13 protein-coding genes are annotated in these 20,222 nt (G+C 67.6%); 12 read left to right on the top strand and 1 reads right to left on the bottom strand.

Translation table 11 applies throughout. The annotated features are described in order from the left end of the window. Positions 1-51: 51 nt before the first annotated feature. Entirely contained in the window at positions 52-3,918 is a 3,867-nt protein-coding gene (locus ACZ5PB_RS04000) for a GH92 family glycosyl hydrolase (RefSeq protein ID WP_468687547.1), read from the bottom strand. 420 nt (positions 3,919-4,338) lie between these two features. Between ACZ5PB_RS04000 and ngcE the strand changes: the two genes are divergently transcribed. The 12 genes from ngcE (at position 4,339) to ACZ5PB_RS03940 (ending at position 20,181) form a co-directional block, all read left to right on the top strand. After that, on the top strand, positions 4,339-5,772 hold the full coding sequence (ngcE, locus tag ACZ5PB_RS03995) for an N-acetylglucosamine/diacetylchitobiose ABC transporter substrate-binding protein (protein WP_468687546.1): 1,434 nt from the start codon (positions 4,339-4,341) through the stop codon (positions 5,770-5,772). Positions 5,773-5,883: 111 nt separating this feature from the next. Then, positions 5,884-6,888, top strand: a complete 1,005-nt coding sequence (locus ACZ5PB_RS03990) for a carbohydrate ABC transporter permease (protein WP_468687544.1) — start codon at positions 5,884-5,886, stop codon at positions 6,886-6,888. A gap of 28 nt (positions 6,889-6,916) precedes the next feature. After that, positions 6,917-7,825: a carbohydrate ABC transporter permease gene (locus ACZ5PB_RS03985; RefSeq protein WP_468687542.1), complete on the top strand. Its 909-nt coding sequence runs from the start codon at positions 6,917-6,919 to the stop codon at positions 7,823-7,825. A 280-nt stretch (positions 7,826-8,105) separates the two neighbouring features. Then, a complete protein-coding gene (locus tag ACZ5PB_RS03980; protein ID WP_468687540.1) occupies positions 8,106-9,383 on the top strand; it encodes an extracellular solute-binding protein in 1,278 nt (425 codons plus the stop codon). A 54-nt stretch (positions 9,384-9,437) separates the two neighbouring features. Further along, on the top strand, positions 9,438-10,385 hold the full coding sequence (locus tag ACZ5PB_RS03975) for a carbohydrate ABC transporter permease (RefSeq protein ID WP_468687538.1): 948 nt from the start codon (positions 9,438-9,440) through the stop codon (positions 10,383-10,385). Next, positions 10,385-11,263: a carbohydrate ABC transporter permease gene (locus tag ACZ5PB_RS03970; protein WP_468687536.1), complete on the top strand. Its 879-nt coding sequence runs from the start codon at positions 10,385-10,387 to the stop codon at positions 11,261-11,263. Before ACZ5PB_RS03975 ends, ACZ5PB_RS03970 begins: the two co-directional genes overlap by 1 nt. A gap of 256 nt (positions 11,264-11,519) precedes the next feature. After that, positions 11,520-12,743, top strand: coding sequence for an ROK family transcriptional regulator (locus tag ACZ5PB_RS03965; protein WP_468687534.1), 1,224 nt, complete (start codon positions 11,520-11,522; stop codon positions 12,741-12,743). 121 nt (positions 12,744-12,864) lie between these two features. Next, positions 12,865-13,980, top strand: coding sequence for a sugar ABC transporter substrate-binding protein (locus ACZ5PB_RS03960; protein ID WP_468687533.1), 1,116 nt, complete (start codon positions 12,865-12,867; stop codon positions 13,978-13,980). Between the two features lie 177 nt (positions 13,981-14,157). Next, positions 14,158-14,958, top strand: a complete 801-nt coding sequence (locus ACZ5PB_RS03955; RefSeq protein WP_468687531.1) for an ATP-binding cassette domain-containing protein — start codon at positions 14,158-14,160, stop codon at positions 14,956-14,958. Then, positions 14,955-16,268, top strand: a complete 1,314-nt coding sequence (locus ACZ5PB_RS03950) for a sugar ABC transporter permease (RefSeq protein WP_468687529.1) — start codon at positions 14,955-14,957, stop codon at positions 16,266-16,268. Before ACZ5PB_RS03955 ends, ACZ5PB_RS03950 begins: the two co-directional genes overlap by 4 nt. 237 nt (positions 16,269-16,505) lie before the next feature. Next, positions 16,506-18,425: a 1-deoxy-D-xylulose-5-phosphate synthase gene (dxs, locus tag ACZ5PB_RS03945; RefSeq protein WP_468687527.1), complete on the top strand. Its 1,920-nt coding sequence runs from the start codon at positions 16,506-16,508 to the stop codon at positions 18,423-18,425. Positions 18,426-18,630: 205 nt separating this feature from the next. Then, a complete protein-coding gene (locus ACZ5PB_RS03940; protein ID WP_468687525.1) occupies positions 18,631-20,181 on the top strand; it encodes an amino acid permease in 1,551 nt (516 codons plus the stop codon). Positions 20,182-20,222 lie beyond the last annotated feature (41 nt).

Below are 20,222 nucleotides of genomic sequence, written 5' to 3'. Positions count from 1 at the left end.
GGGCCCCCGTTCCGGTCGGAGCGGGGGCCCTTCCCCGTGTGCCGCGGAGCGTCAGGACAGCAGTTCCACCTCCGCGACCGTCGCCGCCGGGGTCTCCGACACCAGCCGGTAGTGCTGGTACGTGCCCGGGGCCGACACCGTGAAGACCCGGGTCTGGCGGTCCCAGGCGAACGTCTCCCGGGTGCGCTTGTCCAGTACGTCCCACTTCTTGCCGTCCGTGGAGCCCTGGAGCACCCACCCCGTCGGGGCCTTGGCGTGGTCGGCCGAGGTCAGGGTGTACTGGACGGCACGGGCCGGGGCAGACACCGGGAGATCCGTCTCCGGCGCCAACTGGGCTTCCGTGGCAGAGGAGTTGTCGAAGAGCGGGCCCTGTGCGGCGAGGATGTCACCGCGCGGGTTCGGTGTCCTGTCGTCCTGGGTGATGGAGACGGGGGCGGCGCCCCGGCCCGAGCCCCAGGCGGACGGGCGGTCGCCCATCGCGAAGTCCAGGGTGCCGCCGCGCGCGAGGAGGTCGTGCGGGAGGGCGGTGGAGTTCCAGGGCTTGCCGTTCACCCGCAGGGACTGGACGTAGATGTTCTTGGCGCTGTTCTTCGGGGCGCGGACCACCAGGTCGCGGCCGTTCTCCAGGTGGACGGTGGCCTTGGTGAAGAGCGGGGAGCCGACCGCGTACTCGCCGCTTCCCATCACCAGCGGGTAGAAACCGAGCGCGGAGAACAGGTACCAGGCCGACTGCTCGCCGTTGTCCTCGTCGCCGTGGTAGCCCTGGCCGATCTCGCTGCCCGTGTAGAGGCGGGAGAGCACCTCGCGGACCTTGGACTGGGTCTTCCAGGGCTGCGAGGCCGCGTTGTACATGTACGTGGCGTGGTGGGCGACCTGGTTGGAGTGGCCGTACATGCCCATCCGTACGTCACGGGCCTCGGTCATCTCGTGGATGACGCTGCCGTACGAACCCGTGAACTCGGGGGCCGCGGTCTCCGGGGTGGTGAAGTAGGTGTCCAGCTTCTTCGCCAGGCCGGGGCGGCCGCCGTACAGGTTGGCGAGGCCGCGGCTGTCCTGCGGGGCGGTGAAGGCGTAGCCCCAGCCGTTGGTCTCGGTGTAGTCGTAGCCCCAGACGCGCGGGTCGTAGGCCGCCGACGGGACGCGCCAGTCGCCCTTGAGGTCGCGGCCCTGGAAGAAGCCGGCCTTGTCGTCGAAGAGCTTGACGTAGTTCTGCGCGCGGTTGAGGAAGTAGGCCGACTCCTCCTTGTAGCGGGCCTTCTTCGTCTTCTTGTGGAGGGCCTCGCCCATCTTGGCCAGGCCGTAGTCGTTGAGGTAGCCCTCCAGGGACCAGGAGAGGCCCTCGTGGGTCTTGGTGGAGGCGTAACCCAGGAAGGGTGAGGTGTCCATGCCCTTGCGGCCGACGCCGGAGAAGGGCGGCAGGACGGTGGCGTTCTTGAGCGCCGCCTCGTAGGCGGCCGCCGCGTCGAAGTCGACGCCCTTGACGTACGCGTCGGCGAACGCGACGTCCGAGGAGGTGCCGGTCATCAGGTCCGCGTAGCCCGGCGAGGACCAGCGGGAGATCCAGCCGCCGTCCTTGTACTGCTGGACGAAGCCGTCGACCAGCTTCCCCGCCTTCTTCGGGGTGAGGAAGGAGTACGCGGGCCAGGTCGTGCGGTAGGTGTCCCAGAAGCCGTTGTTGACGTACACCTCACCGTCGACGATCTTCGCGCCGGTGTGGGTGGGGGTGTCCGGGCCGGTCTGCGGCGAGAACGGGCTCGCGTACCTGGTCTTTCCGCCCACCTTCTCGTGACCGGAGTTGGGGTAGAGGTAGAGCCGGTAGAGGCTGGAGTAGAGGGTGGTCAGCTGGTCGTGGCTGGCTCCCTCGACCTCGACGCGGCCCAGGATGTCGTCCCAGGCGTCCTGCGCGCGGTCGCGGATCCGCTCGAAGCGGGAGCCCGCCGGGAGCTCGGCGGCCAGGTTCTGCTTGGCCTGGTCCACACTGATGAGTGAAGTGGCCAGGCGGAGGGTCACCTGCTTGTCGGCGGAGGGTTTGAAGCGGAGGTAGCCGGTGACGTCCGCGCCCCCGCCGCCGCTGAGCTTGCCGCTCGCGGTGACCGGCGCGTCGAAGACTCCGTACACGAAGAGCCTGGTGGCGCCGGTGGACAGGCCGCTCTTGACGTCGGAGAAGCCGGTGAAGGAGCTGGTGGCCGGGTCGAGGGTGAGGCCGCCGTCGTTGGAGACGTTGTCGAAGATGATGCTGGCGTCGTCACCGGGATAGGTGAACCGCATCATCGCCGCGTGGTCGGTCGGCGTCATCTCCGTACGGAGACCGTTCTCGAAGGTCACCCCGTAGTAGTGCGGCTTCGCCGTCTCCTTCTCGTGCCGGAAGGGCAGGGCGCGGGCCGTGCGCGAGGCGTCCGGGGTGCCGGCGGCGGCCGACGGCATCACCTGGAAGGTCTGCCGGTCGCCCATCCAGGGGCTCGGCTCGTGGCTCGCGCTGAAGGCCTGGAGGGTGGGGAGGTTGTCGGAGTTGTTGCCGCGCGCGTAGTCGTACAGCCAGCTCGTGGAGCCCGCGTTGGTCACCGGGGTCCAGAAGTTGAAGCCGTGCGGGACGGCGGTGGCCGGGATGTTGTTGCCGCGCGAGTAGGAGCCGCTGGAGTGGGTGCCCCGGGTGGTGTTCGCGTAGTCGGAGAGGTTCGCGAGGCGCTTCTCGGGGGCCTTCTCGGCGATCCGTACGTCGTCGAGCCAGCCCCGGAACCTGCCCGGACCCTTCGGGTTGTCGTACGCCACCAGGATCCGGTCGACCGTCTTGCCCGCCGCGACCGTGCCGATCCGCGAGGCCTTGTGGTTCCACTGGTTCGCGTACAGCGTCTTGGAGGCGCCCTGGCCCTGCGGGGAGAGCACCGCGCCGTGCTGGTCGAGGGCGCGCAGGTCACTCAGATAGGTGCCGTCGGTGAAGGCCAGGTCCACTGACACGTTCGTGGCGGGGTAGTTGAGGTCCGCGCCCTTCTCGTCGGTGGGCAGGGACGGGAAGACGCGGTAGGACAGCTCGGTGTTCCGGCCGACCCTCGTGTTCACGTCGAAGACCTTGTTGTACGAGTACGCCCGGCCCGCCGCCTTGTGCGTGCCCGCGTACCGCAGCGCCCGCTTGCCGGTGAAGCCCGCGCCCGACTTGGCGGTGGGGGAGCCCGAGGGGCCCCGGTCGACCTGGCTGCGCATGTCCTCGGGGGTCGGCGAGGAGGTGTCCCCGTTCGAGAACTGGACGTCCGCGAGCTGGAGGATCGGGGCGCCGCCGTTGCGGGTGATCTCCAGCCGGTAGTGCCGGTAGGCGGTGTCGTTGGCGAACTCGTACGACTTGGTCTGGAAGCGGGACGTGAAGGTCTCGTCCTTGCGGGTGTCCAGCGTCTTCCAGGTCTTGCCGTCGGTGGAGCCCTGGAGGGTGAAGTCCTTCGGGTCGCGTTCGGCGGCGTCATTGGCCGAAGTCAGGGCGTACGAGACGACTTTGACCGGTTCGTCCATGTCGAACTCGACCCAGCCCATGGGCAGGAAGGTCAGCCACTTGCTGCCCGGGGTGATGTCGACCAGGTTCTCCTTGACCTCGCCGCCCGCCGCGTTCTCCGCGCTGGCCCGCAGCGTGGTGACCCGGTCCGTGACATTGCCGGGGATGCCGACCACGTCCCCGCCGTCGACCCCGGAGGCCCGCTTGCGCCCCTGGCGATCCGTTTCGACGGTGTTCCGCCAGGTGGGTGCGGGCTCGTCCGCCTCGAAGGAAGAGCTGAACTCCTTTGTTGTGGGCGCCGGTCGGGCCGGGTCGCCGGGCGCGGCCAGGGCGGCCGTCGGCGCCAGTGCGGTCAGCGCCAGGGCTCCCGCCACAACGCTCGCGAGGGCCGCCGAAGCGCCTCCGCCGGGTCTGGTTCTCGGTCTCGGGCTGGGCTGCATCCCGCAGGCTCCCTTTACTCGGACAACGTTGTCATGAGCGTACGCACCACAAGTAGTGAGTCAAGTGTCCAGTGATGTCAAGGGTGTTGTGAAGGGACCCGTTGGACAAAAGTGGCCCGAGATATCCAAGAGGTCTCAACTCGGGAAAGATGGCTGCTCAACCTTGCTTTCGATCTTGCCCAGTTGGCGGGAAGTGGACTATACCTATCGGCGTCTGCACCGCCGGTGGAAACCGGCGCGGACCAGGGGGTACGGGGAACACGGGGGCGGCACGAGAGGCCTCTTCGCGCATCCCGTAATTTCCGCTGAACCATTTGAGTCGACCGACCGCGGTGGCGGGGCCCTTCGCCCGGGAACGCATTCTTGGGCGGGGCAACTCCCTTACACCGCCTGAGTCCTGAAGAGGGCGAGGACTTGAGCATGGGACCCACCAACGTCAACCGTCGTGACGTACTGAAGAGGACGGCAGCCGCCGGCCTGCTCGCGGTGCCCGGAGTCGGCGCACTCAGCTCCTGTGCGAGCGGTGGCGGCAGCGGCGAGGAGAAGGCCGAAAAGGGCAAGAAGTCGGAGAAGAACCCGCTCGCCGTGAAGGAGGACGCCGCACTGTCGGTGTACATCTTCAACGGCGGATACGGCGACAAGTACGCCCAGTTCGTCACCGACATGTACAAGAAGCAGTACCCGAAGGCCAAGGCCGAGCAGAAGTCCACGGAGAAGATCGCCACCCAGCTCCAGCCGAAGATCGTCCGGGGCAATCCGTCGGCCGACGTGATCAACAACTCCGGCGCCGACCAGATGAACATCAGCAAGCTGGTGCACAACAAGCAGGTCGCGGACTTCACCGAGCTGCTCGACGCCCCCTCCTGGGACGACCCCAAGGTCAAGGTCCGCGACACCCTCTCGCCCGCCATGCAGGCGATGGGCGCCTTCGGCACCGACGGCTGCTTCCAGCTGAACATCGCCATGACGGCGTACGGCAACTGGTACTCGGACCGGATGCTCAAGGAGACCCTGGAGGTCGAGTACCCCAAGACCTGGGACGAGATGATCGAGGTCTGCAAGAAGGCCAAGGCCAAGGGCATCCACGGCTGGAGCTACCCGGGCGGCCACCCCCGCTACATGCTCTTCTCGATGTACGGCATGTTCGCCCAGGCCGGCGGCCGTCCGGTGCTCGACGCCCTGGACTACCTGGAGCCGAACGCCTGGAAGCACGACGCGGTGAAGTCCGTCTTCGAGGCGTTCGAGGAGCTCGTCGCCAAGAAGTACGTCCTCACCGGCTTCGACGGCACCGAGGCCCACACCGAGATGCAGACCGCCTGGACCAAGGGCAAGTGCGTCTTCGTGCCCAACGGCTCCTGGGTGGAGAACGAGGCCAAGGACACCACGCCCAAGGGCTTCGAGATGCGGGTCGGCGCGACCCCCTCGCTCGGCAAGAGCGACGTCATGCCGTTCGGCACGCTGTACGCCCCGCCCGGCGAGCCCTTCATCGTCCCGGCCAAGGCCGCCAACCTCCAGGGCGCCCTGGAATGGATGCGGATGATGTACAGCAAGGAAGCCGCCAAGAACTTCTTCAAGGAAGTCGGCTCGATCCCCGCCGTCAAGGGCGGCGTCGACGGAATGCAGCTCCCGCCGGGCACCGACAGCGCGCAGAAGGCCATTGCCGCGGCCGGCGACAACATCGTCATCCCCTTCTTCAAGGAGTGGTACGGCGAGCTCTTCACCGAGGACTTCAACGGCGTGATGGGCAAGTTCATGATGGGCGACATGTCGACCAAGGAGGCCCTGGACACCATGCAGAAGGCCGCCGACCGGGTCGCCAAGGACCCCGACGTCACCAAGATCAAGAAGTCCTGAAGAACCGGAAGACAGCAGGATCGACGCGGACCCGGGTCTCGGCGGGTCCGCGTCGGAGTACCTGACCCGCGCCCCGGCGGCGCGGGTCCGAGCGGGTGAAATCGGAGCGGCATGAGTATTGAGACACGGGCCGAAAAGCCCCCCAACCGGCTGTTGTTCGTGCTGGCAGTTCTCCTGCCGCCCCGATTCACCCCCGAGCGGGTGCGTTACGACCGCAGATACCGCACCCTCGACAAGTACCGCTTCATCGCGGGCTTCCTGGCCATTCCGCTGGCCTTCTACGCGGTATTCGTCATCTCGCCCTTCATTCAGGCGATTTACTACTCGTTCACCGACTGGGCGGGCGGGCCGATCGCGAATTTCATCGGCTTCGACAACTACGTCAAGATGTGGAACGACGAGCGGTTCTGGGAGTCCACGACCACCAGCCTCACCCTGCTGGTCGTCGCCCCGCTCATCACCCTGATCCTGGGCATGTTCTTCGCCTACATGATCACGGCGGGCGGCCGGCACCGTAAGGGCCAGGCCATCGCGGGCGTCGCGGGCTCCTCGGTCTACAAGGTCGTCTACTTCTTCCCGCAGGTCCTCTCCGTCGCCATCATCGCGGTGGTCTGGGGCCGGGTCTTCAACACCAACAGCGGTCTGCTCAACGGCGGTCTGAACTCGGTCGGCATCAAGGGCCCCGCCTGGCTGGGCGGCGAGTACAGCCTCGCCCTGATCGCCACGCTCACCGTCATCTGCTGGAGCTTCGTCGGCTTCTACGTGGTGCTGTTCTCGGCCGCCATGGGTGCCATCCCCAAGGACATCTACGAGGCCGCGCTGCTCGACGGGGCGGGCCGGGGCACCACGTTCTTCAAGGTCACGCTGCCGCTGATCTGGGACACCGTACGCACGGGCTGGATCTACATGGGCATCCAGGCCCTCGACTCCTTCGCGATCGTCCTCGTGATGATGCCCAAGCACGCCATGAAGGTGACCCCGGTCTTCCTCTACGAACGCTTCCGGGACGGCCAGTTCGGCTACGCCACCTCCATCGGCGTCGTGCTCCTGGTCCTCAGCGTGGTGTTCTCCTTGATCATCATGCGGGTCGGGAACCGCGACCGGATCGAATACTGAGAAGCGAAGACCTGGGAGCCACAGCACCATGACGACACTCGACGCCGGGGCCCGGTCCGACGGATCCGCCGCACCCGCACCCGCATCCGCGCCCACGAAGCCGGTCCGCGAGGGCGCCACCCTCAACGTGTTCTCGCACGCCTTCCTCGTCCTGTGGGTGGTGATGGCGGCCGGCCCGCTGATCTGGGTCGCGATCACCGCGTTCCGCACCTCGGGCGACATCCTCAACGACCCGATGGGGCTGCCCTCCTCGCTGCACTGGGAGAACTTCGCCAACGCCTGGACCAAGGCACACATCGGGCAGTACGCCATCAACTCCCTGCTCGTCCTTGCCGGTTCGCTGACCGGGACCATGCTGCTCGGGTCGATGGCCGCCTATGTGATCGCCCGCTTCACCTTCCCGGGCAACCGGGTGGTCTTCATGCTCTTCGCGGGCGGCATGATGTTCCCGGTGATCCTGGCGCTGATCCCGCTGTTCGCGGTGATGGAGAACTTCCAGCTGCTCGACACCAAGCTGGGCCTGATCATCTCGTACATCGCCTACTCGCTGCCCTTCACCACCTTCTTCCTGACCTCCTTCTTCCGCACGCTGCCCACCGGCGTGCAGGAGGCGGCCATGATGGACGGCGCCTCCCACACCCGTACGTTCTTCCAGATCATGCTCCCGATGGCCAAGCCGGGACTGGTCAGCATCGGCATCTTCAACTTCCTCGGCCAGTGGAACCAGTACCTGCTGCCGCTCCTCCTCAACAGCGAGAACGAGACCAGTTACGTGCTGCCGCAGGGCCTGGCCTCGCTGGCCATCGCCCAGGGCTACCGGGGCGACTGGGGCGCGCTGTTCGCGGGTCTGACGATCGCGATGGTCCCGGTCCTGGTCGTCTACGCGGTCTTCCAGCGGCAGGTGCAGGCCGGACTCACCGCGGGCGCCCTCAAGTAGTCCGCGCGCCCTTCGCGTGCACGGCAGCGCTTGTCGGGCCTGCTCAGGGGCACTCCCGTACGGCCCCCGGGCAGGCCCGCGAGTGACTTGCGAAGGAACCTTTTTGAAGGCTCATTTCGGCTTGGACACGAAAGTGGTCTAGGCCTGTTGCGTCTTCGCGGAGCCTGAGTAGTGTCTGCGCCACGGAGCTGCGGGGGAGATCTTCCACCCGGGCCGGTGGGTCCGGGGCCGACCCCGGAAGAGACCGCAAGTCGACGCAGATGTCGAAGGGTTGGACAGCATGAGGAATCGGGTAATCACCGCCGGCGCGGCAACGCTCGTGATGGCGCTGGGACTTACCGCCTGCGGCGGCGACGGTGACGGCGGGGGCGGCGAGGGCAAGGGCAAGACCATCAAGGTCGTCGCCGCCGACTACGGGGACAAGGCCTCCAACGCCTCGAAGATTTTCTGGGACAAGGTCGCCAAGGACTTCGAGGCCGCCAACTCCGGTTACAAGGTGGATGTCCAGGTCATCAACTGGAACGACATCGACAAAAACGTAAAGAACATGATCTCGGCCGGGAACGAGCCGGACATCCTGCAGACCGGCGGCTACGCCGACAAGGTCGCCGACGACCTGCTCTACAAGGTCGACGACGTGCTGTCGCCCGCCACCAAGGCCAACATCGTCCCCGCCTTCGCCAAGGCGGGCGAGGCCAAGGGCGCCGCGTACGGCATCCCGTGGGTCTCCTCCAGCCGCGTGCTCTTCTACAACAAGAAGGTGTTCAGCGCGGCCGGCATCACCAAGCCGCCGACCACCTGGGCCGAGGTCGCCGAGGCCGCGAAGAAGATCAAGGACAAGAAGGCCGCGGACACCCCGTACGCCCTCCCGCTCGGGCCCGAGGAGGCCCAGGGCGAGACGATGATGTGGGAGATGGGCAACGGCGGCGGCTACACCGACGCGGCCGGCAAGTACACCATCAACAGCCCGGCGAACATCGAGACCTTCAAGTGGCTCCAGGACAACCTGGTCAAGCCCGGCCTCACCTACGCCAACCCCGCCTCCACCGACCGCAAGACGGCCTTCGCCGACTTCGCGGCGGGCAAGGTCGGCATGATGAACGGCCACCCGAGCGTCGTCCAGATGGCGCAGGAGGGCAAGGTCGAGTACGGCGTCACCACCATCCCCGGCAAGACCGGACCGCTGACCAACACCCTCGGCGTGGCCGACTGGACCATGGCGTTCAAGGACGGCAAGGCCGAGAAGGAGGCCGTGAAGAAGTTCCTCGACTTCACGTACACCAAGAAGAACCTGGTGGCGTTCGCCGAGATGTACAACTTCATGCCGGTCACCACGGACGCGGTCGCCGAGATGCAGGGCAACCCCAAGCACGAGTCGCTGAAGCCCTTCTTCGAGGCGCTGCCGACCGCGAAGTTCTACCCGGTCAACGACACCGCCTGGGACGTCATCTCCGCCGAGATCAAGAAGACCGGCGGCAAGGCCGCCAGTGAGGACCCGAAGGGCGTCCTGGACGACCTCCAGAAGAAGGCCGAGGACGCGGCGAAGGCCGCCAAGTAACGCGCTGACCAAGCCCGTTCACCTCGTACCTCGCACTCTCTCCCAGGAGAAACCGTGTCACTCAAGGCCCCTCCGTCCCCCGCCGAAACAGGCGGGGGACGGGGCGGGCGCGCCCCCAGGCCGGTGAGCCGCCGCAGCGGACTGGCCAGGCTCGGCCCGCTGCCCTGGATTGCGCCCGTCATCCTGCTGATCCTCTTCGTGGTCGTCTGGCCGGTCGTCGAGCTGATCCGCACTTCGTTCCTCAACATCTCGATCTCCGGCAAGGTGCGCGGCAGCGCCGGAACCGACAAGTACAAGAAGCTCTTCGAGGAGACCGACCTCGGGGCCGTCCTGGTCTGGACGGTGATCTGGACGGTCGTCGTCGTGGCCTTCACGATGCTGATCTCGCTGGCCCTCGCCCAGCTCTTCAACCAGAAGTTCCCGGGCCGTACGATCACCCGCTGGGCGCTCATCGCCCCCTGGGCCGCGTCCGTGCTGATGACCGCCGTCGGCTTCAAGTGGATGCTGAACCAGACCGCCGGTGTGCTCAACACGCTGATGATGGACCTCGGCCTGATCGACAAGCCCGAGGACTGGCTGGGCACCGCGTCGTCCGCCTGGCCGTGGATGATGGCCGTCGCCGTCTTCGTGTCGCTGCCCTTCACCACGTACACCCTGCTCGCCGGGCTCCAGACGATCCCCGGTGAGGTGTACGAGGCCTCGCGGATCGACGGCGCGGGGACCTGGCAGACGTACCGGCACATCACCCTGCCGATGCTGCGTCCGGCGTTCCTGATCGGCGTGGTCATCAACCTGATCAACGTCTTCAACTCCTTCCCGATCATCTGGGCCATGACCCAGGGCGGGCCGGGCTACGACACCTCCACATCGATGGTGTTCATGTACAAGCTCAAGGAGACCGACATCGGGGAGTCGGCGGCCATGTCGGTCGTCAACTTCATCCTGGTCGTGGTGCTCGTACTGATCTTCCTGAAGGTCAGCCGCTGGAACGAGGAGGACTGATGGCCACCGCTACGGCCGCCCGGCCGAAGACGACGGGCCCCTCCCTCAAGCGTCCGAAGCGCACCTTCCGGCCGCGCACCCTGGTGATCGCCGTGGTGGCCTGGGGGCTCGCCGCGCTGTTCCTGGCCCCGTACCTGGAAATGATCATCACGGCGCTGCGTCCGAAGTCGGAGCTGCGCGACCGCACCTATCTGCCGAGCAGCTTCGAGTGGTCGAACTTCATCGACGTCTGGAAGGAGTCCGAGCTCGGGCAGAACCTCCAGGTGACGCTGCTGGTCGCGGGCGGGGCGACGGTGCTGGTGCTGCTCGTGGCGCTGCCGGCCGCGTACTACACGGCGCGGATGAAGTTCCGGGGGCGGAAGTTCTTCCTGCTCCTGGTGCTGGTCACCCAGATGTTCCAGCCGACCGCGCTGCTGATCGGTCTGTACCGCGAGTTCTACCAGCTGGGCATGCTGAACTCGGTCTGGACGCTGATCATCACGAACGCCGCCTTCAACCTGGCCTTCGCGGTGTGGATCCTGACCGCCTACATCGGCTCCATTCCCCAGGAGCTGGAGGAGGCGGCGATGGTGGACGGCACCAGCCGCTTCGGCGCGATGATCCGGGTGACGCTGCCGCTGGCGCTGCCCGGCGTGGTGACGGCGCTCATCTTCACGTTCATCACGACGTGGAACGAGTTCGCGATGGGGCTGACCCTGACCACCGACCCGGCCAGCCAGCCGCTGACGGTGGGCATCAACAACTTCATCGGCGCCTACACGGTGCAGTGGAACTACCTGTTCGCCGCGTCCGTCGTGGCGATCGTTCCGGTCATCATCCTGTTCGCCTTCATAGAGCGGCACGTGGTCTCCGGACTGACGGCGGGTTCCGTCAAGTAGGGGACCCGCACAGTCAGTACAGACAGTGAGTACGGTACGAAATGCGCCTGTCGGCCACGGTCGGCAGGCGCTTTCGTGTGTGCGGGAGGTGAACGGGGGCGCGCAGTGCAAGCTCTTCGCTCAAGGTCTTGACGGGAGCGGGCGGCAAAGTCTCTGCTTAGGGTTCACATGTTGGAAGAACGGCGGGGCCCCACAGTCGCGGCCCCGGAGCGGACGGCCGTCGTGCCGCCCGCCGGGATCAGGAGTGGATGAGTCGATGGAGACTCCGGGATCGCAGACGTCCCTGCACCGGGCCAATCTTGAGCGGGTCGTGCGCGCGGTGCGCATGGCGGGCTCGCTGACCCAGGCGGAGATCGCGAGAAGCACCGGTCTCTCCGCCGCCACGGTCTCCAACATCGTGCGCGAGCTGAAGGACGGCGGGACCGTCGAGGTCACCCCGACCTCGGCCGGCGGCCGCCGGGCCCGCAGCGTCTCGCTGAGCGGGGACGCGGGCGTGGTCATCGGCGTCGACTTCGGCCATACCCACCTGCGCGTGGCGGTCGGCAATCTGGCCCACCAGGTGCTCGCCGAGGAGTCCGAACCGCTGGACGTGGACGCCTCCGCCGCCCAGGGCTTCGACCGGGCCGAGCAGCTGGTGAAGCGCCTGATCGAGGCCACCGGCATCACCCAGGACAAGGTCATCGGCGTCGGTCTCGGCGTGCCGGGACCGATCGACGTGGAATCCGGACGGCTGGGCTCCACCGCGATCCTGCCGGGCTGGCAGGGCATCAACCCGAGCGAGGAGCTCTCGGGGCGGCTCGGCGTTCCGGTGTACGTCGACAACGACGCCAACCTCGGTGCGCTCGGCGAACTGGTCTGGGGCGGCGGGCGCGGCGTGAAGGACCTCGCGTACATCAAGGTCGCCAGCGGTGTCGGCGCCGGCCTGGTGATAGACGGCCGGGTCTACCGGGGCCCCGGCGGCACGGCGGGGGAGATCGGCCACATCACGCTCGACGAGTCGGGCCCGGTCTGCCGCTGCGGCAACCGGGGCTGCCTGGAGACCTTCACCGCGGCCCGCTACGTGCTGCCGCTGCTGATGCCCTCGCACGGCCCCGACCTGACCATGGAGCGGGTCGTCCAGCTCGCGCGCGACGGCGACCCGGGCTGTCGCCGGGTGGTCGCGGACGTCGGCCGCCACATCGGCAGCGGGGTCGCGAACCTCTGCAACCTCCTCAACCCCAGCAGGGTCGTCCTCGGTGGTGCCCTCGCCGAGGCGGGTGAGCTGGTGCTCGGCCCGATCCGCGACTCGGTGTCCCGGTACGCGATCCCGAGCGCGGCCCGCCACCTGAGCGTGCTGCCGGGGGCGCTGGGCGGCCGTGCGGAGGTGCTGGGCGCCCTCGCTCTCGTACTGAGCGAAATGGGAGATTCCACGCTTCTGGACACCTCCCGAACGGCCAACTCCTTTGGTGCAGACCAGCGTTCAGCCCCCGCCTTCACTTAGATAACGAATGGCACCGTTGTCATCTCGTTAAGGGTTTACTCCTTGACGCTATGGCGACGCGCGAGTTGACTTCCAGACACCTCGGCCGCAACGACGCGGCCTCGTCAGGGAGGCAATCCACATGAACGCAATGACGCGTCGCGTCGTCATAGCCACGGCCGCCATCTCCATGGCCGTCTCGCTCTCCGCCTGCGGCAAGGCGGGCGAGGGCGACAAGGGCGAGGGCGGTGGCACGAAGGGCAGCGGCGGAGACGGCAAGACCATCGGTCTGCTGCTGCCCGAGAACAAGACCACGCGCTACGAGACCTTCGACCGCCCGATCATGGAAAAGAAGATCAAGGCGCTCTGTGCGGAGTGCGAGGTCAAGTACAACAACGCCGCGCAGGACATCGAGACGCAGAAGAAGCAGTTCGACGCACTGGTCACGCAGGGCGTCAAGGTGATCATCTTCGACGCGGTCGACTTCAAGGCCCCCAAGGCCTGGATCACCCAGGCGGCGAAGCAGGGCGTCAAGGTCGTCGCGTACGACCGTCTGAGCGAGGGCCCGATCTCCGCGTACGTCAGTTACGACAACGAGAAGATCGGCACCCTCCAGGGCCAGGCCCTGGTCAAGGCGCTCGGCGCCAAGGCCAAGGACTCCAACGTCGTCATGATCAACGGGTCCCCGACCGACCCGAACGCCGGCTTCTTCAAGAAGGGTGCCGAGGACGTCCTGAAGAAGGACACGAAGAAGATCGTCTACTCCCAGGACATCCCGGACTGGTCCCCGGACGAGGCGAACAAGAAGATGGGTGCCGCCATCGACTCGCTGGGCAAGGACGGCTTCCAGGGCGTCTACTCGGCCAACGACGGCATGGCCGGCGGCATCATCACCGCCCTCAAGAAGCAGGGCATCAAGGTCCCGGTCGGCGGCCAGGACTCCGAGCTCGCGGGTCTTCAGCGCATCCTGACCGGCGACCAGGCCTTCTCGATCTACAAGCAGATCAAGCCGGAGGCCGAGACCACCGCCGAGATCGCCGTGCGGATCCTCAAGGGCGAGAAGTTCGACGACCTGGCTCCGACCAAGGTCGACAGCATCTCCGGGGAGTTCAAGGGCACCCCGTCCAAGCTGTACGACGCGCAGGTCGTGACCAAGGAGAACATCGCGAGCACGGTCATCAAGGACGAGGTCTACAAGGCCTCCGAGCTCTGCACGGCCGACTTCAAGAAGGCCTGCGACGCGGCGGGTATCAAGTAACACCGCTTTCTGGTACGTGAGTTGAAGCGCGCAGCACGCTTCAGGCAATCCGTACCCGGCCGGTGGCCGGCCCCGCCCCCGCACGGGCGGGGCCTCCCGGCCCGCAAGCCCCCCACCCCCGCCAGCCCCCCTTGTGCACCACGCACCACCATCCCCGCCGGTCAGGCGGCGAAGGAGATGATTCACGTGTCCGCTACGCCCGTGCTGGCGTTGCGCGGAGTCTCCAAGCGGTTCGGCGCCGTCCAGGCGCTCACCGACGTAGACCTGGAGATCCAGCCCGGCGAGGTGGTCGCCCTCGTCGGCGACAACGGCGCCGGAAAGTCCACCCTCGTCAAGACGATCTCGGGAGTCCACCCGATCGACGAGGGCACCATCGAATGGGACGGCAAGTCCGTCCACGTCAACCGGCCGCAGGACGCCCAGCACCTGGGCATCGCCACCGTCTACCAGGACCTGGCGCTCTGCGACAACCTCGACGTCGTCGCGAACCTCTTCCTCGGCAGCGAGATCCGCCGCGGCTCCGTCCTCGACGAGATCGCGATGGAGAAGCGCGCCAAGGAACTGCTGGACACCCTGTCCATCCGGATCCCGAGCGTCCGCATCCCGGTCGCCTCGCTCTCCGGCGGTCAGCGCCAGGTCGTCGCCATCGCGCGCGCCCTGGTCGGCGACCCGAAGGTGGTCATCCTCGACGAGCCGACCGCCGCCCTCGGCGTCGAGCAGACCGCACAGGTCCTCGACCTGGTCGAGCGGCTGCGCGAGCGCGGCCACGGCGTCATCCTCATCAGCCACAACATGGAGGACGTACGCGCCGTCGCGGACAAGGTCGCGGTACTGCGCCTGGGCCGCAACAACGGTGTCTTCGACGTGAAGACGACCTCCCACGAAGTGATCATCTCCGCCATCACGGGGGCCACGGACAACGCCGTGACCCGTCGCAAGGCGCGTACGGCCGCGGCCACGAAGGAGGACGCGAAGTGAGCGACCTCGCCAAGACCCCCGAGAAGAAGTCCTCCGGGAACACCACCCCTCCGGAGGCGGACGCCGCGGCAGGGCCGGCGGCCCCGGCCGTCGACCCGCGCCTCCTCGTCCGCGAGGAGGGCTTCAAGGGCTACCTCTCCGAGTTCGGCCGCAAGGTGCGCGGCGGTGAGCTCGGCTCACTGCCCGTCGTCATCGGCCTGATCGTCATCGCGATCGTCTTCCAGCTGCAGAACAGCAACTTCCTCTCCGCCAGCTCCCTGGCCAACATCGCGGTCTACAGCTCCGGCATGGGCATCATGGCGGTCGGCATCGTCTTCGTCCTGCTGCTCGGTGAGATCGACCTCTCGGTCGGCTCGGTCGCGGGCGTCGGCGCGGCGATATGGGCGGTCCTCCAGGTCTCCAACGGCTGGAACGGCTGGCTCGCCATCGTCGTGGCGCTGCTCTCCGGCCTCGCCCTCGGTCTGCTGCACGGTTTCTTCTTCGCCAAGATCGGCGTCCCGGCCTTCGTCGTCACACTGGCCGGATTCCTCGGCTGGAGCGGTCTGCAGATCTGGCTGATGGGCAAGGAAGGCTCGATCAACACCCCGACCGGCAGCGTCGTCGAAAACCTGACGAACTACTACTTCGAGGACAAGTTCGCGGCCTACGGTCTGGCCATCGTCGCGATCGTGCTCTACGCCCTCTCGATGTTCCTGGACAGCAAGCGCCGCCGGGCAGCCGCCCTGCCGTCCCGTCCGAACAGCGAGATCGCGCTGCGTACGATCGTCGTCGCGGTGATGTGCCTGGTCGTCGCGTACTTCCTGAACGAGCCGGTCGGAGCCCGCGGCCTGCCGCTCGCCCTGGTCCTCTTCCTGGCCGTCCTGCTGGTCGCGGACTTCGTGGCCCGCCGCACCACCTTCGGCCGTCAGGTCTTCGCGGTCGGCGGCAACGCCGAGGCGGCCCGCCGCGCGGGCATCAGCGTCGACCGGATCCGGATCACCGTCTTCGGCATCTCCGGCCTGCTGGCCGCCTTCGGCGGACTCTTCCTGGCCAGCCTCTCGGGCGGCGCCACCAAGAGCCTCGGCGCGAACAACACCCTGATGCTCGTCATCGCCGCCGCCGTCATCGGCGGTACGAGCCTGTTCGGCGGCCGGGGCAAGGTCTGGTCCGCCCTGCTCGGCATGATCGTGATCCAGGCCATCCAGCAGGGCCTGAACATGCTCGGCATGGCGAGCGAGATCCAGTACATGATCACCGGCGCGGTCCTCCTCGCCGCCGTGGTGATCGACTCGGTCTCCCGCCGTACCCAGAAATCCGCGGGCCGCGCCTAGCCGTACACCCGGCCGCGCACGGAAATCCGCGGGCCGCGCCTAACAGTCCGGCCGCTTTGTGCCCGGCACCGACACCCGGTGCCGGGCACATCTGTGCCTTTGTGCACCCATTCGCGTGACACACATCGCACCGCCCGCTGACGGGCGCCGCGCGCGGAACATTAGACTCGTCAGATCGGCACGAACGTCCAAGCACTTCATGTGCATGTAAGCCAGTTCAACCGCTAGGAGGCACGGGTGGCCCTGCTGACCCGAATCACGGGACCGCGCGATCTGGACCGGCTGTCCCCGGAGCAGCTCGAACGGCTCGCCGCGGAGATCCGGACCTTCCTCGTCGACGAGGTGTCCAAGACCGGCGGACACCTCGGCCCGAACCTGGGCGTCGTCGAGCTGACCATCGCCCTGCACCGGGTCTTCGAGTCCCCCAAGGACAAGGTCCTCTGGGACACCGGCCACCAGAGCTACGTGCACAAGCTGCTCACCGGCCGCCAGGACTTCACCCGGCTGAAGATGAAGGGCGGCCTCTCCGGCTACCCGGCGCGCGCCGAGTCCGAGCACGACGTCATCGAGAACAGCCACGCCTCCACGGTCCTGGGCTGGGCCGACGGCCTCGCCAAGGCCAACGAGGTGCTCGGCAAGGACGACGCGGTCGTCGCCGTCATCGGTGACGGCGCCCTGACCGGCGGCATGGCCTGGGAGGCGCTGAACAACATCGCCGTCGCCAAGGACCGCCCGCTGGTCATCGTCGTCAACGACAACGAGCGCTCCTACGCACCCACCATCGGCGGCCTCGCCAACCACCTGGCCACCCTGCGCACCACCGACGGCTACGAGCGCTTCCTGGCCAAGGGCAAGGACCTCCTGGAGCGCACCCCGGTCGTCGGCAAGCCGCTGTACGAGACGCTGCACGGCGCGAAGAAGGGCCTCAAGGACTTCATCGCCCCGCAGGGCATGTTCGAGGACCTCGGCCTCAAGTACGTCGGCCCGATCGACGGACACGACATCGAGGCCCTGGAGTCCGCCCTCCAGCGCGCCAAGCGCTTCGGCGGTCCGGTCATCGTGCACTGCCTCACCGAGAAGGGCCGCGGCTACCAGCCCGCCCTCGCCGACGAGGCCGACCGCTTCCACGCCGTCGGCAAGATCCACCCCGACACCGGCCTGCCCATCGCCTCCTCCGGCGTCGACTGGACCTCGGTCTTCGGCGAGGAGATGGTCAAGCTCGGCAAGGAGCGCGAGGACATCGTCGCGATCACCGCGGCCATGCTCCAGCCGGTCGGCCTGGACAAGTTCGCCAAGGCGTTCCCCGACCGGGTGTACGACGTGGGCATCGCCGAGCAGCACGGTGCCGTCTCGGCGGCGGGCCTCGCCACCGGCGGCCTGCACCCCGTCTTCGCCGTCTACGCCACCTTCCTCAATCGTGCCTTCGACCAGGTCCTGATGGACGTCGCCCTCCACAAGTGCGGTGTGACGTTCGTACTGGACCGGGCCGGCGTCACCGGCACCGACGGTGCCTCGCACAACGGCATGTGGGACATGTCGATCCTCCAGGTCGTCCCGACCCTGCGGATCGCCGCCCCGCGCGACGCCGACCAGGTCCGCGCCCAGCTGCGCGAGGCCGTCGCGGTCGAGGACGCCCCGACCGTCGTCCGCTTCTCCAAGGGCGCGGTCGGCCCGGCGGTCAAGGCCGTCGGCAAGGCGGGCGGCATGGACATCCTGCGCAAGCCGGTCACCGACGTGGCCCGGCCCGACGTCCTGCTGGTCTCGGTCGGCGCCCTCGCGCCGATGTGCCTGGAGATCGCGGAGCTGCTCGACGCCCAGGGCATCTCCTCCACCGTCGTCGACCCGCGCTGGGTCAAGCCCGTCGACGAGGCGATGGCCCCGCTCGCCGAGCAGCACCGCGTCGTCGTCACCGTCGAGGACAACTCCCGCGTCGGCGGCGTCGGTTCGGCGATCGCCCAGGCGCTGCGCGACGCGGACGTCGACGTACCGCTCCGTGACTTCGGCATCCCGCCGGTCTTCCTGGACCACGCCTCCCGCAAGGAGGTCATGGCCGAGATCGGGCTGACCGCACCGGACATCGCCCGCCAGGTCACCGGCCTGGTCGCGAAGATCGACGGACGCCTGGAGAGCGCGACGGTGGACGCGGCGCGCGACTGACGCCCCGTACGACCGGACGCCCCGTACGACCTGCTGAAAAGGCCCTGACCGGGCGATAAAACCCGGTCAGGGCCTTTTCGTATGGCTTCGTCCTATTGGGTGAAACCCGAACGCACCCCTCGTGGTCCCGGATGAGTGATCACCATCATTGCGGAGACTCGCTCACTCAAGAGTTGGGCGACGGCCGACAGGCGGAGGTGCGCCGGTGAGCACAGCACAAGGACCCACCAGCAGAAACAGCAGCAGGAACCAGAACGGCGTCTTCCGGACCAAGACGGTCGAACAGTCGATCCGGGACACCGAAGAACCCGAACACGCACTCAAGAAGTCCCTCTCCGCCCTCGACCTCACGGTCTTCGGCGTCGGGGTGATCATCGGCACCGGCATCTTCGTCCTGACCGGCAAGATCGCCAAGGAAACGGCGGGACCCTCCGTCGCACTGGCCTTCGTCGTCGCGGGCGTCGTCTGCGGCCTCGCGGCGCTCTGTTACGCCGAGTTCGCGTCCACCGTCCCGGTCGCGGGCTCCGCGTACACCTTCTCGTACGCCTCACTCGGCGAACTGCCCGCCTGGATCATCGGCTGGGACCTGATCCTGGAGCTGGCGCTCGGCTGTGCGGTGGTCGCGGTCGGCTGGTCCGGCTATATGCGCTCACTGCTCGACACGGCCGGGTTCCACCTCCCGGACTTCCTGTCCGGCACCCACGACGGAAAGTTCGGCTTCGACCTGCTGGCGTGCATCCTGGTGCTGGTCATCACCGCGATCCTGGTCGCCGGAATGAAGCTCTCCTCCCGGGTGACCGGCATCATCGTCGCCATCAAGGTGACGGTGGTCCTCCTCGTCATCATCGTCGGCGCCTTCTTCATCACCGGCGCCAACTACAAGCCGTTCGTCCCGCCGTCCCAGGAGACCGAGGGCGGCACCGGGCTCACCGCCCCGCTCGTCCAGCTGATCTTCGGGTTCACCCCGACCAGCTTCGGCGTGATGGGCATCTTCACCGCGGCGGCCGTCGTCTTCTTCGCGTTCATCGGCTTCGACATCGTCGCCACCGCCGCCGAGGAGACCCACAACCCACAGCGCGACGTCCCGCGCGGCATCCTCGGCTCCCTGATCATCTGCACGCTGCTCTACGTGGCCGTGTCGATCGTCGTGACCGGCATGCAGAAGTACGACACGCTCTCGACGGACGCACCGCTCGCCGACGCCTTCAAATCGGTCGGCCATCCCTTCTGGGCGGGCCTGATCAGCTTCGGCGCGGCCGTCGGCCTGACCTCGGTCTGTATGATCCTGCTCCTGGGCCAGTCCCGGGTCTTCTTCGCGATGAGCCGCGACGGCCTGCTCCCCAAGACGTTCTCGCACGTCCACCCGCGCTTCGGGACCCCGTACCGCTCGACGATCCTGCTCGGCGCGGTCGTGGCCGTCGTCGCGGGCTTCACCTCCATCGACGAGCTCGCCGAACTGGTCAACATCGGCACGCTCTTCGCGTTCGTCGTGGTCGCGATCGGCGTCGTCATCCTGCGCCGCCAGCGCCCGGACCTGCCGCGCTCCTTCAGGACGCCGCTGGTCCCGCTGGTCCCGGCGCTGTCGGTGCTGGCGTCGCTGTGGCTGATGCTGAACCTGCCCGCGGAGACCTGGCTGCGGTTCGGGGTGTGGATGGTGATCGGGGTGGCCCTGTACTTCGGGTACGGGAAGAAACACAGCAAGCTGGGCGCCCTGCGGCGGGCGGAGCGGGGGACCGGCACACGGCCCCCGGTGTAGGCCTGCCGAGGCATTAGTACGACAACTCTCCGGCCCTGTGG

Source organism: Streptomyces sp. NPDC032721 (assembly GCF_055579625.1).
Note: the sequence above shows the minus strand (reverse complement) of the source record. Positions and strands in the feature narration are given on the sequence as shown.

Bases quoted from the DNA above. Each gene is read 5' to 3' on its own strand.
- ACZ5PB_RS04000 (WP_468687547.1), bottom strand. From the start codon at position 3,918: ATGCAGCCCAGCCCGAGACCGAGAACCAGACCCGGCGGAGGCGCTTCG.
- ngcE (WP_468687546.1), top strand. From the start codon at position 4,339: ATGGGACCCACCAACGTCAACCGTCGTGACGTACTGAAGAGGACGGCA.
- ACZ5PB_RS03990 (WP_468687544.1), top strand. From the start codon at position 5,884: ATGAGTATTGAGACACGGGCCGAAAAGCCCCCCAACCGGCTGTTGTTC.
- ACZ5PB_RS03985 (WP_468687542.1), top strand. From the start codon at position 6,917: ATGACGACACTCGACGCCGGGGCCCGGTCCGACGGATCCGCCGCACCC.
- ACZ5PB_RS03980 (WP_468687540.1), top strand. From the start codon at position 8,106: ATGAGGAATCGGGTAATCACCGCCGGCGCGGCAACGCTCGTGATGGCG.
- ACZ5PB_RS03970 (WP_468687536.1), top strand. From the start codon at position 10,385: ATGGCCACCGCTACGGCCGCCCGGCCGAAGACGACGGGCCCCTCCCTC.
- ACZ5PB_RS03965 (WP_468687534.1), top strand. From the start codon at position 11,520: ATGGAGACTCCGGGATCGCAGACGTCCCTGCACCGGGCCAATCTTGAG.
- ACZ5PB_RS03960 (WP_468687533.1), top strand. From the start codon at position 12,865: ATGAACGCAATGACGCGTCGCGTCGTCATAGCCACGGCCGCCATCTCC.
- ACZ5PB_RS03955 (WP_468687531.1), top strand. From the start codon at position 14,158: ATGATTCACGTGTCCGCTACGCCCGTGCTGGCGTTGCGCGGAGTCTCC.